Annotated in this window: 15 protein-coding genes; 10 read left to right on the top strand and 5 right to left on the bottom strand. The window is 40.1% G+C overall.

The genetic code is table 11. The features are described from left to right. Positions 1–53: 53 nt before the first annotated feature. The 8 genes from N9I19_RS16570 (at position 54) to N9I19_RS16605 (ending at position 8,769) form a co-directional block, all read left to right on the top strand. Entirely contained in the window at positions 54–1,733 is a 1,680-nt protein-coding gene (locus tag N9I19_RS16570; protein ID WP_317778436.1) for a methyl-accepting chemotaxis protein, read from the top strand. Between the two features lie 491 nt (positions 1,734–2,224). Then, positions 2,225–2,437, top strand: coding sequence for a hypothetical protein (locus N9I19_RS16575; protein WP_061464489.1), 213 nt, complete (start codon positions 2,225–2,227; stop codon positions 2,435–2,437). Between the two features lie 791 nt (positions 2,438–3,228). Continuing rightward, positions 3,229–4,410: a poly-gamma-glutamate synthase PgsB gene (gene pgsB / locus N9I19_RS16580; RefSeq protein WP_061464490.1), complete on the top strand. Its 1,182-nt coding sequence runs from the start codon at positions 3,229–3,231 to the stop codon at positions 4,408–4,410. Positions 4,411–4,425: 15 nt separating this feature from the next. After that, positions 4,426–4,875, top strand: a complete 450-nt coding sequence (pgsC, locus tag N9I19_RS16585; RefSeq protein ID WP_317778438.1) for a poly-gamma-glutamate biosynthesis protein PgsC — start codon at positions 4,426–4,428, stop codon at positions 4,873–4,875. A gap of 10 nt (positions 4,876–4,885) precedes the next feature. Beyond that, a complete protein-coding gene (locus tag N9I19_RS16590; protein ID WP_284469954.1) occupies positions 4,886–6,187 on the top strand; it encodes a CapA family protein in 1,302 nt (433 codons plus the stop codon). A gap of 66 nt (positions 6,188–6,253) precedes the next feature. Next, positions 6,254–7,837, top strand: a complete 1,584-nt coding sequence (locus tag N9I19_RS16595; protein ID WP_317778440.1) for a gamma-glutamyltransferase family protein — start codon at positions 6,254–6,256, stop codon at positions 7,835–7,837. Positions 7,838–7,905: 68 nt separating this feature from the next. Then, the gene (locus N9I19_RS16600) at positions 7,906–8,055 is read left to right on the top strand and encodes a CapE family protein (RefSeq protein ID WP_167555997.1); all 150 of its coding nucleotides are present in this window, start codon (positions 7,906–7,908) and stop codon (positions 8,053–8,055) included. Between the two features lie 90 nt (positions 8,056–8,145). Continuing rightward, a complete protein-coding gene (locus N9I19_RS16605; RefSeq protein WP_317778443.1) occupies positions 8,146–8,769 on the top strand; it encodes a poly-gamma-glutamate hydrolase family protein in 624 nt (207 codons plus the stop codon). Positions 8,770–8,832: 63 nt separating this feature from the next. Here N9I19_RS16605 and N9I19_RS16610 read toward each other — a convergent pair whose 3' ends face one another. After that, complete coding sequence (locus N9I19_RS16610; protein WP_317778444.1) at positions 8,833–10,035, bottom strand: C40 family peptidase; 1,203 nt, start codon at positions 10,033–10,035, stop codon at positions 8,833–8,835. Positions 10,036–10,499: 464 nt separating this feature from the next. On the opposite strand from N9I19_RS16610, the gene N9I19_RS16615 reads away from it, so the two are divergent. Beyond that, entirely contained in the window at positions 10,500–10,790 is a 291-nt protein-coding gene (locus N9I19_RS16615) for a HesB/IscA family protein (protein WP_289319844.1), read from the top strand. 55 nt (positions 10,791–10,845) lie between these two features. Here N9I19_RS16615 and N9I19_RS16620 read toward each other — a convergent pair whose 3' ends face one another. From N9I19_RS16620 to N9I19_RS16635, 4 genes are all read right to left on the bottom strand, one after another. Then, complete coding sequence (locus N9I19_RS16620) at positions 10,846–11,511, bottom strand: DUF2642 domain-containing protein (protein WP_317778445.1); 666 nt, start codon at positions 11,509–11,511, stop codon at positions 10,846–10,848. Between the two features lie 24 nt (positions 11,512–11,535). Then, positions 11,536–12,891, bottom strand: coding sequence for an arsenic transporter (locus tag N9I19_RS16625; RefSeq protein WP_284469948.1), 1,356 nt, complete (start codon positions 12,889–12,891; stop codon positions 11,536–11,538). A 324-nt stretch (positions 12,892–13,215) separates the two neighbouring features. Beyond that, on the bottom strand, positions 13,216–13,425 hold the full coding sequence (locus N9I19_RS16630) for a hypothetical protein (RefSeq protein WP_317778446.1): 210 nt from the start codon (positions 13,423–13,425) through the stop codon (positions 13,216–13,218). Between the two features lie 269 nt (positions 13,426–13,694). Beyond that, the gene (locus N9I19_RS16635) at positions 13,695–14,213 is read right to left on the bottom strand and encodes a DJ-1/PfpI family protein (RefSeq protein ID WP_317778447.1); all 519 of its coding nucleotides are present in this window, start codon (positions 14,211–14,213) and stop codon (positions 13,695–13,697) included. A gap of 137 nt (positions 14,214–14,350) precedes the next feature. On the opposite strand from N9I19_RS16635, the gene N9I19_RS16640 reads away from it, so the two are divergent. Next, entirely contained in the window at positions 14,351–14,746 is a 396-nt protein-coding gene (locus N9I19_RS16640) for a winged helix-turn-helix transcriptional regulator (RefSeq protein WP_317778448.1), read from the top strand. Positions 14,747–14,833: the final 87 nt, after the last annotated feature.

A 14,833-nucleotide genomic window follows, 5' to 3' on the forward strand; every position in this document is an offset into this window, starting at 1 on the left:
ATTTATCCGATAAAAAAAGAGTGAATAAAATACCGATAAAGGGGTTCATTAATTTGAAAAGTATTAAAGGAAAGATATTGGCAGCATTTTCACTCATCATATCTTTGTGTATCATCTTAGGAGCATTTAATATTTATAGCAGCAATAAGTCACTTGTACATTCCAAAGATATTATTAGCCAAAAATTGCCGATTCTAATTGATGAAGAACAACTACTCAATAATGTTGCACAAAGAAGCGCACTCGCAAGAGGCTATATTCTATTTGGCGACGAAAGTAATAAAGAGAAGTTCTTAAAATATACCGAAGAAAGCAAAGTCATTCAGGAGGATCTTTTAGCCTTAAGTGATTCTGAAAAAACGAAGGAATTGATTGAGAAAAGCGTGGATTGGAGAACGATTATTATAGACCGCGTATTTACACAATATGATCAAGGAAATGAAGAACGTGCTATAGAAATACTAAAGGATGAAGTTGCACCAATAAGCAATGAATTGATGGATGGGTTTAGAGAGCTAGCTTCCGAACGCGAAAAAACGATTGTCGCTTCAGGTGAAACCGTCATCGCAAGCGGGAAATCGGTTAAGTCTACAAGTATCATCATATCCATTGCGGCAGTCCTTATCGGCCTTGTGCTTGCACTTGTGACTGCAAACCTCATTACCACCCCCCTCTTTAAAGTCAGGGACAGGATGAAAATGGTTGCTGACGGAAAACTGAATCATGAGCCCCTGGAGCAAAAGTCAAATGATGAAATGGGTGAATTAACGGTATCCGCCAACCAAATGCAGAAAAACCTTCGTGATACGATCGAAAAAATGCTGGTTGTATCCGAATCCGTTTCCAACCAAAGCGAGGATCTGACTCAATCAGCAAATGAAGTGCAACAGGGCAGCAAACAGATTGCGACTACCATGTACGAACTTTCGGAAGGCTCGGACTCACAAGCCAACCGGGCAGCTGAAATGGTCCGCATGATGGATGATTTCACCGGCAAGATCGAGCAGGCCCATCTTGAAGGAATGGAAGTATCTCAAAGTTCGACCGAGATCCTATCCTTGACCAAGGAGGGCACCACTTTAATGCGCAGTTCGGTCCAACAAATGCAAATGATTGACGGAATTGTCAAAAATGCCGTCGGGCAAGTGAAAAGGCTCGATTCTCAATCACAGGAAATCTCACAGCTTGTGCAGGTCATCAAAGATATATCCAATCAAACCAACCTATTGGCGCTGAATGCAGCCATAGAAGCTGCACGCGCTGGTGAACATGGCAAGGGCTTCGCCGTCGTTGCAGCTGAAGTGCGGAAACTCGCTGAAGGGGTCACACAATCCGTTGGGGATATCACCGATATTGTCACCGCTATTCAAACAGATTCAAAAACGGTCGTCCACTCCCTGGAAGATGGTTATACACAGGTGGATGAAGGCACGAAACAGATTACGCTCACCGGCCAAACCTTTGAAACAATCAATCACTCTGTCGGGAATATGGGAATGAAAATACAGCATATTACAGCTGAATTGAACTATATCTCCAAAAATAGTAAAGAAATCAATCAGGCCATCGAAGATATCGCAGCCGTTACTGAAGAGTCCGCGGCAGGAATCGAACAAGTTTCTGCCTCCGCTCAACAATCCAGCTCTTCGATGGATGAAGTCACGAATCATGCATGTGAACTCGCATCTTCCGCTGAACTGCTAACCGAACAGGTCAAGAAATTCCAATTATGATACTAGAAAATTTCCCGTCACTTGAACGCGGGAAATTTTCTTTTTCTCCCCTTCATGGTGATTGTTTTGTTTTCGTGTATTTGGGGTATAAAAGACTATACGCATTAATAATCATGAAAAGTTAATAATCATGAAAAGAAAAATCTATCAAAAGGGTTGGAAGTGAATATTTTCTTTTGTTTTCAGAATATTTAGTGTATAATGAATTTATTAGGAATATTCTTACTGAAATACTTCTCACTTCCAATACCCACTTACTGGAAATCACCAGTACAAGAACTCACTTAATCCAGCATTTCATTTCAACCCAATGCACGGGCCCTTATACTCAGTAAGGTTCATTGCACGCTTTCTTGCAAACCAAACAATTCACAACTTTTTTCACACAAAAAGCATAAATTTCACTCCAAAATTGTAAAAAAAGGTTAAATTTCACCAATAATGTGTTACTATTAAACCAAGACCTTTTAACCCCAAAAGGAGGAATTCATATGAAACGTTTTTTCAAATTCATAGCAGATTTTAACGAAAGAAAAGCACTAGATCGGAAAAACAACAAATTCTTTCGCAAAGAATACGAAAATTATATGAAGATGAATTCTGAAAATCAAGGTAGGAGGAGATTAGCTCCTAGACTTTATGTGATTGAAGGCGGTAAAAAAGGCCCCAACATTGAAATTTCTGACAGAAAAAAATCCAGTTAACCTGATTCCTTCAAAAAATAAGCTACTTATGTTGTAGTTTATACCCTACAAACGTCACATTCTCCATGATAAACGGAGATTCATTACCCATATCATTCTTTTAAAATATAAAAGCCGAAAGCTCAGATATACTTCTGAGCTTTTTTTATTTTTCTTTTTTCTATTAACACTATATTAATAGAAGTAACTAGGTATTTTTTAAATAAATTGGATTAACCTTAGTTTATTTCATGTTTTAGGTAAAAGTCACATTATAGGCCCACGGGTATTTTTCTAGAAAAAAACCCAAAACTTACAAAAAAAGAGATGTGTTCTTTTACTCATCTTTGGCCATATTCAAAAAAGTCCGACTACATATGTCTATAGATGCACTATCTTACATTGAATGACAAATACGTAAATATTGTAACGTTTAGGTCAAATTAATGGGTATAAACAATCAATAAATTGTAATAAACCTCACTTTTAATAACAATTTATTATACAAATACAGCCATTAAGAATCGGGTTCAAATGCCTATAAAACTATTTTAATTGTATTCATAATGGCCATATATTAAACTTTCCATATTTTAGTGTAAATAAATCAAGGTTTTACTCGACTTTCTCCATATCTTTGGACTCATAAAACATTTTATTCCATTAGATACTATTACACTCCTATATACATTTTTTGCAAAAAGCTGACAACAGTTATATTACGATAGAATAATTGGCTCTTGCCTATTAAGTTTAAAATCATGTAGTGTGTATTCAGTAAATCAAATATTTAAAAAAAGAGAGGTTAAAAAATGGCACCAATATTTATTTGTGCGATCTTTTTACTTGGCTATGGCATCTTCGAACAAAGACGCCATCAGAAGCGTCTCGATTCCATTCCGGTACGTGTGAATGTAAACGGTATTCGAGGCAAATCGACTGTAACACGTCTAATAACAGGTGTGATCCAGGAAGCTAAGTACAAAACAGTAGGTAAAACAACCGGAACATCAGCTAGAATGATCTACTGGTTTACCGACAAAGAAAAACCGATTAAACGCCGCCCAGAGGGACCGAACATTGGAGAACAACGGCGTGTAGTTAAAGAAGTAGCAGATTTAGGAACGGAAGCACTTGTTTGTGAATGTATGGCCGTACAGCCTGACTATCAATTAATCTTCCAAAATAAAATGATCCAAGCAAACATTGGGGTCATCGTGAATGTATTAGAAGACCATATGGATGTCATGGGACCGACAATGGATGAGGTTGCAGAAGCCTTTACAGCTACAATCCCTTATAATGGTCACTTGATTACCATTGAAAGTGAATATTTGGACTTCTTCAAGAAAATTGCCAAAGAACGCAACTCAAAAGTGATCGTTGCAGATAATTCAAGAATCTCGGAAGACTTCTTGCGCGAATTCGATTATATGGTATTTCCGGATAACGCATCACTGGCTTTGGCTGTTGCAGAAGCTTTAGGCATTGATGAAAAAACAGCTTTTCGCGGCATGTTAAATGCGCATCCAGATCCAGGGGCCATGCGGATCACTAGATTTGGAGATCCAGTCAAGCCAACTTTCTTTGTCAATGGCTTTGCTGCAAACGACGCGGCATCGACGCTGAACATCTGGGATCGTGTCAAAACGTTCGGATACAGCACAGAACCTCCTATCGTCATCATGAACTGCCGTGCTGACCGTGTGGACCGTACAGAGCAGTTTGCAAGAGATGTATTGCCTTACATTAAATCTGAAATCGTCATTGCCATTGGTGAAACTACATCACCAATAACAAAGGTATTCGAGCAAGGTAATTTGGATACAAAAGAATATTGGGATTTGGAAAACTGGTCAACTGAAGAAATCGTGGCCCGTCTCCGCCCATTGATGAAAAATCGCATCGTCTACGGTGTCGGGAATATTCACGGCGCAGCGGAACCATTAATTGAAGCATTCATGAAATCTAAAACAAAGCAGAAAGCAAGTTAAGTAGGAGGAACCTTAATGTTTGGATCGGATTTATATGTAGCACTAGTACTGGGAGTAACGCTTAGCCTTATATTTTCAGAAAAAACGGGTGTCGTACCCGCAGGACTTATTGTGCCAGGTTATTTGGCATTAGTATTTGATCAATGGGAAATCATGCTGGTCATCTTGGTCATTAGTGTAGTAACTTATTTAATCGTCACTCACGGCCTTTCAAAATGGGTGATTTTATATGGAAGAAGAAAATTCGCAGCCATGATGGTGACCGGGATTTGCCTGAAACTCCTATTGGACATGGTCTACCCCGTCATGCCATTTGAAATATTCGAGTTTCGGGGAATCGGTATAATTGTACCCGGATTGATAGCGAATACCATTCAAAGACAAGGAATGCCATTGACACTTGGCAGCACGCTTTTATTATCCGGCTTAACTTTCGGTTTAATGAACGTGTACTACCTATTCTGAGGTGCAAAAAATGAAACGGACTTTAAATGCAAAAGAAAAAACACTTATCTTTATTAAACGTACGAAGAAACAGAATCTTAAATACACTGGAATCATACTACCTATATTACTAATCGCTTTAGTCATTACCACTTGGATGGGACGGGCTGAAGAAGTGAAAACACCTGCTTCAAAAACTGATCAACCATTGACGATGACAATGGTCGGTGATGTGATGATGGGACGTTATGTTCAAGAAGTGACGGATAAGCACGGGTATGATTACCTCTTCCGTTATATGAAACCCTATTTTGCCGATTCAGACTATGTCAGTGGGAATTATGAACATCCCGTTTTAAAAGAAGAGGCATCCAACTACAAGGAAGCAGACACGGCCATCAGGTTAAACTCCAATAATAGTGGTGTGAAAGCCGTTAAAGATGCTGGCTTCTCTGTGATGAATTTGGCCAATAACCATATGATGGACTTCGAAGAACGAGGACTGCTTGACACGATTGATGAATTCAAAACTGCGGATATGAACTATGTCGGTGTTGGATCGAACACCACCGAAGCTAAAAATAGCATCAACTATGCGGATGTTAATGGCGTCCGTGTCGCAACACTTGGCTTTACAGATGTTTACGGTAAGGATGCCGTGCCAAAAAATAATAAAGCCGGGATATTGAACACCAACCCTGATTTATTATTTGAAATGATTGGAAAAGCAAAGGATGCCAAGCAAGGCAACGCAGACTTGGTTGTGGTGAATGTTCACTGGGGAATAGAGTATTCAACATCTACAACCGCCCGTCAAAAAGAATTGGCTAAAGCAATAATCGATGCGGGAGCTGATATCATCATCGGCCATCACCCCCATGTGCTTCAATCGTTTGATGTTTATAAAGATGGAGTCATTTTCTATAGCTTAGGAAACTTCATATTCGATCAAGGCTGGACACGCACGAAGGATTCAGCAATGGTTCAATACCATTTAGCGGAAGACGGAAAAGCTACGGTCGATGTCGTTCCACTGCAAATTGAAGAAGCAACACCAAGGCCAGCTACCTCTTCAATCGACAAATCACGTGTTTACCGTCAGTTGACGAAGGAAACAAGTGAAAAAGCCCAATGGTCGAAAAAAGAGGATCACATCGAGATTACATTGGATCACAAGAAAGTAATCGACCATAAAGTTCAACGTGAGCAAGAAGAAAAGGCAGCGAAAGAAAAGAAAGCTGCACAAGAAGAAAAAGCAGCAAAAGAAAAGAAAGCTGCACAAGAGAAACAAGAAGTAAAAGCTACACCACAGAACATACAACCCATTCAGTAAGGAACGATTGGATACTATGTGAAAAGTGAAACAACTTGGAAGCTCAACGAACAGGGGGAATAATCGATGATTAATCGTATGACGGGAAAAGTATTCATTTCCCTTTGCATGCTCATATATTTAGCTGGATGTTCGAAGACACCCCCTATTTCTGACACGAATGATCCGATAAAGAGTAAAACGGAACAATCATATGGGGTCAGTTCTTCAAACCCAATCGCAATAGATGTCGGGATGGAAATATTGGATAACGGCGGAACAGCGGCGGATGCCGCAATTGCGGTATCCTATGTATTAGGTGTAGTCGAACCTTTTGGATCTGGCGTGGGTGGCGGCGGCGGTATGCTGATTACCCCTGGATCCGGAGACCCCAATTTTATCGATTATCGTGAATCCTCTCCGGAAGACCCAAGTTCAAGACACAATGCGGGGATTCCTGGCTTAGTGGCCGGCATGCAGGTTATAAGCGATAAGTATGGGAGCGTACCAATGGCAGATCTTCTTCAGCCGGCGATAGATTTGGCTGAAGGAGGTTTTAAAGTGGACGCAACGTTATCATCACGCTTAGAAGCAGCTCAGCCAAGGGTCTATTCCGATAGCACTTCACTTTTTTATCCTGATGGAGATGCCATTGAACCAGGCAAAACCCTCATCCAAAAAAGACTTGCTGAAACATTGAAGAAGATTCAACAGGAAGGTCCTGATGGTTTTTATAAAGGGAAAATTGCACGGGATATTAAAAGAAAAACAGACATCGACTTGATGGATTTAAAGCGCTATGAGGTGAAAGAACGTACCCCGGTCCAAGGAACATTTGCCGGTTATGACGTTTATACAGCCCCTCCTCCCTTTTCCGGGATAACAGTTCTTGAAATGTTAAAGCTCGCCGAGGAAACCAACCTGGGCGAGTCTTCAAGCAAATCAGATTATATGAAAATCCTGGGCGGCATCACAAATACTGCTTATCAAGATCGATCTGCACATACTGGTGATGGAATAAGTCACTCTAAGGCTGAACAATTGCTCTCACCCATTCACTTGAATAATCTTAAAAATAAGATCAACAGTGGAAGTTGGGAAAATGAGGAAGCGTTTGGTTCCGAAGAACATGAAAGCACGACACATTTTGTGATCATGGACAAATATGGCACTGTCGTTTCCACAACAAATACACTCAGTAACTTTTTCGGATCTGGTGACTATACGAATGGCTTTTTCCTTAACGATCAATTGAAAAATTTCCGGTCCGGCCTGAATTCTCAAGAGGCATATAAACGGTCAAGAACTTTCACCGCACCAACCATTCTCAAGAAACCAGGGAAGGAATCGATTGGGATCGGCTCACCCGGCGGTGATAGGATTCCTCAAGTATTAATGCAGGTCCTTTATTCATATACAGAGAATGAAGGCTCATTTCAGGATATCATCGACCGTAATCGGTTCGTCTTTGATGGAAAGAAAATTTATACGGAATCCAGGCTTTCGAATGAAATAATATCCGACTTGGAAAATTCAGGATACGAAGTCATTCAGAAGATTTCACCCATGTATTATGGCGGGGTTCAAGTACTCGTTAAAAACGAGAAAGACGGACGACTATCCGGAGCTGGAGATAAAAGAAGACATGGAAGCTGGAAAGCGCGGCAATAAAAATGCTTATCCAGCTTCTCCTATCAAATACCATATGAATTTTAGTAATGCATAAGGGGACTTAGAATATGAATATCGTAAAAAAAATAACAAGCTGGGTTATACCTGTAGTTCTTATAGCAGCCCTGCTTGTGACCAGTAATATGTTCAAACGCACGGAAACTTTAACACCCGATGAGCAAAAGAAAATAGAACAATATACGACTATCGAAAAATAAAAAAAAAAGCTGGGGCATCCCCGCTTTTTTTTTATTTTTGCTTTCAACGGGTATAGAATATAAATAGGCTACAGATACGGGAGGATAACCATGAAAAGCTATACTGATTTTGCTGAACTGCAGCAAAATGAACACGAATACCTCGATTACCGCATCATCGTTCATCATAGGATACCTGATATTGCAGTCTTAGCCATACATGGCGGGAATATCGAACCAGGCACTAGCGAGATTGCTGCCGCCCTTGGAGAAAGGCTTTGTGCAAGCACATATCTATTCGAAGGTCTTAAACCAAGAGGAAACCAGGTACTTCATATAACATCCAACTTATTCAATGAACCGATCGGCGTTTTAATGGCAGCGAACGCACAGACCATCCTTTCCATCCATGGCCACTACGACGTTCATAACGCGCTAGTGTACATTGGAGGACGGAATGAACCCTATAAGAACTTGATTCAACATTCACTCAATGAAGCTGGATTTCAAACTGAAGACGCACCGCAGCACCTTTCAGGCATGAATGGGAACAACATTACCAACACATCCAAAACGGGTGCAGGCGTGCAATTGGAGCTTTCGACGAAGCTTAGAAAAAGCTTATTCAAAGGTAATGACTTTACCAGTAAAAACAGGGTAAAGCCCTTGGATCTTTTTAATCGGTTCGTTCGTGCCCTTGAAAAAGCGACTCTGGAATATAAACAGGTTGAATGATCTTCCCTATCGTCTTTTTTAAAAGAGGCTACCAGCAACACTCAAGCAGGCTTCCTATTCTTCTTAGTTCATAAGGCCTTCAACTTGACCGAAACTTTCGAACTTCTCGGCAAAATAAGCTGATGAAAGGTTGGAAATATGAACGCCTGCGTTTTCCGTTGTATTGAGAAAACGGCCATCCCCTAGGTAAATGCCTACATGGGTCACACCCAGCCTTGTACCTGTGTCCCTAAAAAATACTAAATCCCCTGCCTTTGGTTCTTCGATTTTGGGCAGCAATGAGTAGTAGTCCGCTGCGGAACCTCGTTTTACTGAAAGGCCCTGCTCTTTCATGACCCAATAGATGAAGCCGCTGCAATCCATTCCGATCATCGGATCCTCCTCCCCGAAAACAAAGGTGAATCCGCGTAGGGTGTATCCATACTTAATTACATCATATGCTTTATCATATGCAGCTTCTTGGTTTACATAAAACGGATACAACGGGTTGCTGTATAGTTGTAGATACTGTCCTTGCATCAACTCATCAGTCGGTAAAGCGTTACGATTTTTAATCGTATTCACGGAAATGCCATAATTTTCCGAAATACTTTTAAGCGTTTCACCATTTCGGACGATATGTTCTCCTTTAGGAGTGTATGTTTTATACTCAATTTGGTATTTTGCAAAATAATTTTCTGTGCTGGATCTAACCTGAACCGTTTCTGCACCATATCCAGAATTGACAAATTGGTTTTCGCCAAGATAAATACCTGCAGTCACAACCTTTAAGCTGTCTTTTTCCAGGAAGAATATAATATCTCCAGTTTTCGGAGTGGTGGTATCCATCCCTTGTTTATAAAAGCCATCTACTGTTAAACGGTCGATCGGCACACTTTGCTGGGAAAGCACCCAATGAATCAGTCCGCTGGAATCAAACCCTTTTTCAGGCGTCTCTTCTCCTGCTGTCTTTTTAAACCCTACAAAGGTTTTCGCATAGTTCGCAATTTGTTTTCCTCTCTCCGACCATTGATAAATGGAAGGAGTATAAGCAGTTTGAATGATCGTCAACTTTTGACCCACATATAACTGATCATCCGGTAAACCATTCGTTTTCATTAATTGCTCCTTCGATATATCATAAGTCTTGGCAATCGATTCCACCGTTTCATTAGAAATTACAGTATGCACATGATCTGCCGCCTCGACCTTTAAACCAGGTAAAAAAGTGAAACTAACCATGAATACCAATAAAATTACCATATAGCTTAATTTTCCTTTAAACATTTTAACCCTTCCTTTATCCGCTTAAATGTTTTAAAATTCACTATTTTCCAAAAACAAAGCAACATTTTCGAATCTTTAGACCTACTTCCAACCAATATGAATATACCTTTATACTCATCGCAATAGTATTATCGGTGAATGGCATAAAACTTTTAACCTATTTTTTCGCAAAAAATAATCATTTTTTAATGGTCGCAATCAATGATGCAATCTAAGATGAATCATTATACCCATACCGAAGTCACATTGGAACCGCTTTCAAAATAACCCTTCTTAAAAGGGAGGGATTGAAGAACAAGGAAAGTGCATAGTGGAAATGGAGCAATCCAAAGGATTATGGAACAGCGAAATTTATTTATTTGTACGCCAGTGCTCCTTTAACCGTGAAGATCGAACGTTGATAAAGTGGTACATATACCGCTCGCCCTTTTTATGAACAGCCTAACGACATTGGAGTGAACATCTTGATAAAACTGACAGAGAAAGCCCGGCAGGCAATTAAAGATAGACAACATAGCTTTGGAGAGGAAACGTATTTGAGGTTTGGTATAAACAGAACTTGCTGTAACCAGATGAATTACTCTTTAAGCTTGGCAAGCTCGAAAAAGGAGCAAGAGGAAATACTTGTTTTACACGATATTAAAATTTTGATTGACCCCTCGGATTCCCATTTTACAGATCAAACGGAAATTGATTACGAAGACGATGGATTTTTAATCAGGAACCCGAATCCGTTGGTATCCCCCATCATCTAGCAGAAGATGAAAATGAGGGGCAAGCATGATTGGCTTTCCCCTCATTTCTATTAATCTAAGGCATATACACGGTTTTAATATGTGAAAGCTTCAAAAACACATCATCCCCACTAGCTGTCGTTAACTCAACCAAGTTGTTTTCAGCCTTTTTAAGCACACCGATTTTCATAGGGTCCTCTCCCCCATCAAATACTACAAGCTTTCCTGCATTTTTCTTTAATTGGTCCTCCAAAGAACGAAGCATTGGCACACCTGTCGGGTTGATGGGGAAACTCTCTTTATTGAGGGTGTATGGTGTGGCATGTTGATAATACGGAGTAAGCCATTTAAGGTGGTGCAGCGATACATACATCATTTTATATACAGGCGAGTAGAACCCAAAGTAATCATTGAAAACATTTGTGATATAACCGTGTAAAGGAATATGTCCCGCAACATGGATTTCTGAAAAAACCCCTTTTGCATTCATTAATGTTTTACGATAGGAAATGGACGCCATCTCTTCCATCATGGGGGACTCAATAGGATATTTAATCTCGCTATCAATCTCTGTACTCAGATTGAATCTATGGACATGCAGCATTGGAAAATACAAATACCGCTGTCCATTGAACAACACTAGAATATCCGTGCTCAGATCAGTCAGAATTCCTTTGAAGGTTTTTTTTCCTGAGAGTTGAACATCAATCTGTTTACCCAGTAATGCAACAGCATCACTCATTACTATCTCCTCCTAGAGGTTTATTCAGCTAAAAATCATTTGCACCCAATAATACAATAATAGCAGTGTCACCACTGTTGTTATGGGTATGACTATCAGGGATACGCTTAAATAATCTTTCCACTTTATTTTCATTTTGTTCTGTTTCAGGATATGCATCCAGATAAGCGAGGCAAGAGTACCGATGGGCAATAACAATGATCCCATGTCACTACCGATTATATTAGCTAGATAGATAGTTTTTAAGGTGATTGGATCAAGTCCCATTTCCGTTAAGGTAATGGTGCCTATCATTAATGCCGGATGATTGTTGAAGATGTTCGATAGGATCGAAACCAATCCTCCCATGACAAGGCTCGCACTCATTAACCCTTGGTTAACAATCGGTTCGCATATCTCTACAAGTATGGTTGTAAGTCCTACATTGTGGAGACCATAAATGATGACATACATGGAGAATGCGAATATCAGGATGTGCCATGGGGTCTTTTTTAAGATATCGACAGGATTTGTCCGTAAATGATACCATCTCCAGACCAGTAAAGATAAAGAACCAAGTACAGCAACCCACTCAATTGGAATGGAAAAATAAGAAGCAACAAAGAGTAAACAGCGCACCACGAACACATAGAGCAATACTTTCAACATGAACTTTGTGCGTTGCCTTTTTGTTTCAACTGTCATTTTCCCCTTTAAAGGATGGAAATTCTTAGTGAAGAAACTTTCCTCAATGTCATAAGAAATATCCGGTAATTTCTTAGGCAATTTTTTCTTGACCACTACGAACATCAACCATGACATAAAGACCAACCCCAGAGTTGCAGGTACAAACATCATGGCAGTATGCATATAAAGCGTCATATGCACGATTTGCAATGCGATTAAATTAACAATATTACTCACGCCAATAGGCGCACTTGAAGCTGTTGCAATCAATGCCCCACTCAAAAGATACGGGATGGCCTCATGTGGTTTTAATCTAAGATTTTTCAGAAGCAAGATCAAGATGGGGGTCGTAATCATGATGCTGCCGTCATTATTGAATAACAGGGTCATTAAAAAACACAATAATTGAATGTACCAATACAGGCGATACCCCGATCCTCTAGCAAGGCTGGCAAGTCTTGCAGCCGCCCAGTGGAAAAATCCAAAACTTTCCAAGATGACAGCCATGACAATCGTTGCCATGATGGTGATCGATGCTCCCCCGATTTTATTGATAATATCCAAAATATCGCCATGGGATACTATGCCAGTCAGTAAAATTATTAAAGCACCGATTGAAGCTGGCCATGCTTCATTTATTCCTCCTGGCCTCCATAATATAACTATCATGGTCATGACGAACACAAAAATAGTCATTCCAATTTCGAAATGCATGTTGTTCTCTCCTTTTTGGGCCTTGAGCCATTGGACCCTACTTGTCCGATTCCTATATACTATTCCCCTTTGTAAAAAAAGCATGGATATTTAACCAGTCCCTCCAAATTGTACCTTTGTACTTCTAGTCATTTTGTCCACTAAAGAGAGATGCCCTTTCCAAGAATCATGGTTAGGTGCCTACAGAATGATAGAATGGCGGTCCATCGTACCCCACAAAAAAGGGGAAACCACTTTAGTGGCCTCCCTTTTTGCAAAGCTTATGTTTTCCGGTCTTCTCATTCTTTATCTGGAATTCCTCCAGCGTATGCTCCAAATCATTTATTAGCTGTGTAAGCTGCTGCGTATATTGCGCCAGTCATTGGATGAAGCGGCTTGTTCTTCCATCGATGATGCAATTTCTTCTGATGAAGCCGTCGTTTGCTGAGATACGGCGGTTATTTCCTCTATCACTTTAACGACCGTTTCTTTTTGTAGATTGATGCTTTCAATGGATCGTGTTTCTTCCTGAATCGAATTAGATATCCTTGCCAACAGAATCCTCCAGCTCTTTCATGGCTTCACTTACCGTGATCACGGCATTTTTCTGATCCTTGCTGATTTGATTCGTTTCATTGGTCGTTTTCAGCAATTCCTCTGTATCTGATAGAATGCTTTGGATGATTGCTTGAATGTTTTTTGTAGCTTCTAAGGTATGATTATTTTAAAAGCGGTTCCAGTTTTGATGCATCAAAAAGCCCTTGGATTCTGTAGAATCCAAGGGTCACATGGGTAATAATAAGGTTATTCGGTATAAACTAGAATTAGCGTAACGCTGCAGCTAAGCTTTCTCCAAACTCTTTCGCACCATCCGGACCATCACCAGTGATGATATCATCATGTGCAACGACGTGCTGTTCAGCATATTCAACGGAATTAGCCTTCAATTCGTCAATTTGAACATCAACTGGGTAACAAGCAGCTTTTCGACCAGAAAGTAAACCCGTTTTCGCTACAGTTACAGATCCTGCACAAATTCCCGTTACAAGAACTTTCTGCGCATGCGCTTGTTTCAAATAGCTTTGCAATTCGTGGTTGCCCCATAGATGATCGTTCGTACCAGATCCCCCAATTACTGCCACTGCATCATAATCACTGGCTGAGACGTCAGAAAAGATCACTTCAGCCGTTGCTTTTCCTTGATAATCACCAGTTATTTCACCTGTTTTCGTACTGGCTATCGTCACTTCCACTCCTGCGTTTTCCAAAACTTCTTTTGGCTGAAATAATTCATCTTCATTGAAACGTTCTGGTGGTATAATTAGTAATGCTTTTTTACTCATATATATTGCCTCCTAAATTCGATTGTCTCTATGACTATTCATATTGTATCCCCGGTTATCGGCACTGTGAAGAACGCACTTTAATGTGCGGAGGTTACCTAGAGGTTACTGGTAAAATAAAAAAGGAGCTAAATTCCATGTCAGAAACATTAAGAGATGAAATCAAAGAAAAGATCTTAAACGGCCATTATAACTGCGAAAAAGAACTTACTTTATCCATTTTCAGCGGCAAATGGAAAATCGTCATTTTATGGCATTTAGGTGTAGAAGGCCCACACCGATTCAGTGATCTCCAAAGGCTTTTCCCAAAAATATCCCATAAAATCTTAACAAATCAATTGCGTGAACTTATGGAAGATGGTGTGGTTCATCGGGAAGTATATCCCGAAATCCCTCCAAAAGTCGAATATTCCATGACCGACCTTGGAATGACTTTGCTGCCAATCGTTGAAATGATGTATGAATGGGGAAAAAACAGAATGAATGAAATTAAACAGGAAATGCGTACCAGTGAAAATGATACGAACAACTAATGCATTATTTTAATCGAGTAGGAGGAGGCGCCTAGCCTCCGACCTCTCACACCACCGTACGTACCGTTCGGTATACGGCGGTTCAGT

It is taken from the genome of Peribacillus sp. CSMR9, assembly GCF_033141925.1.
Lineage (GTDB): Bacteria > Bacillota > Bacilli > Bacillales > DSM-1321 > Peribacillus > Peribacillus simplex_A.

Coding starts and splice junctions, on each gene's coding strand:
- N9I19_RS16575 (WP_061464489.1), top strand. CDS start 2,225: ATGAAACGTTTTTTCAAATTCATAGCAGATTTTAACGAAAGAAAAGCA.
- pgsB (WP_061464490.1), top strand. CDS start 3,229: ATGGCACCAATATTTATTTGTGCGATCTTTTTACTTGGCTATGGCATC.
- pgsC (WP_317778438.1), top strand. CDS start 4,426: ATGTTTGGATCGGATTTATATGTAGCACTAGTACTGGGAGTAACGCTT.
- N9I19_RS16590 (WP_284469954.1), top strand. CDS start 4,886: ATGAAACGGACTTTAAATGCAAAAGAAAAAACACTTATCTTTATTAAA.
- N9I19_RS16595 (WP_317778440.1), top strand. CDS start 6,254: ATGATTAATCGTATGACGGGAAAAGTATTCATTTCCCTTTGCATGCTC.
- N9I19_RS16600 (WP_167555997.1), top strand. CDS start 7,906: ATGAATATCGTAAAAAAAATAACAAGCTGGGTTATACCTGTAGTTCTT.
- N9I19_RS16605 (WP_317778443.1), top strand. CDS start 8,146: ATGAAAAGCTATACTGATTTTGCTGAACTGCAGCAAAATGAACACGAA.
- N9I19_RS16610 (WP_317778444.1), bottom strand. CDS start 10,035: ATGTTTAAAGGAAAATTAAGCTATATGGTAATTTTATTGGTATTCATG.
- N9I19_RS16620 (WP_317778445.1), bottom strand. CDS start 11,511: ATGAGTGATGCTGTTGCATTACTGGGTAAACAGATTGATGTTCAACTC.
- N9I19_RS16625 (WP_284469948.1), bottom strand. CDS start 12,891: ATGCATTTCGAAATTGGAATGACTATTTTTGTGTTCGTCATGACCATG.
- N9I19_RS16635 (WP_317778447.1), bottom strand. CDS start 14,213: ATGAGTAAAAAAGCATTACTAATTATACCACCAGAACGTTTCAATGAA.
- N9I19_RS16640 (WP_317778448.1), top strand. CDS start 14,351: ATGTCAGAAACATTAAGAGATGAAATCAAAGAAAAGATCTTAAACGGC.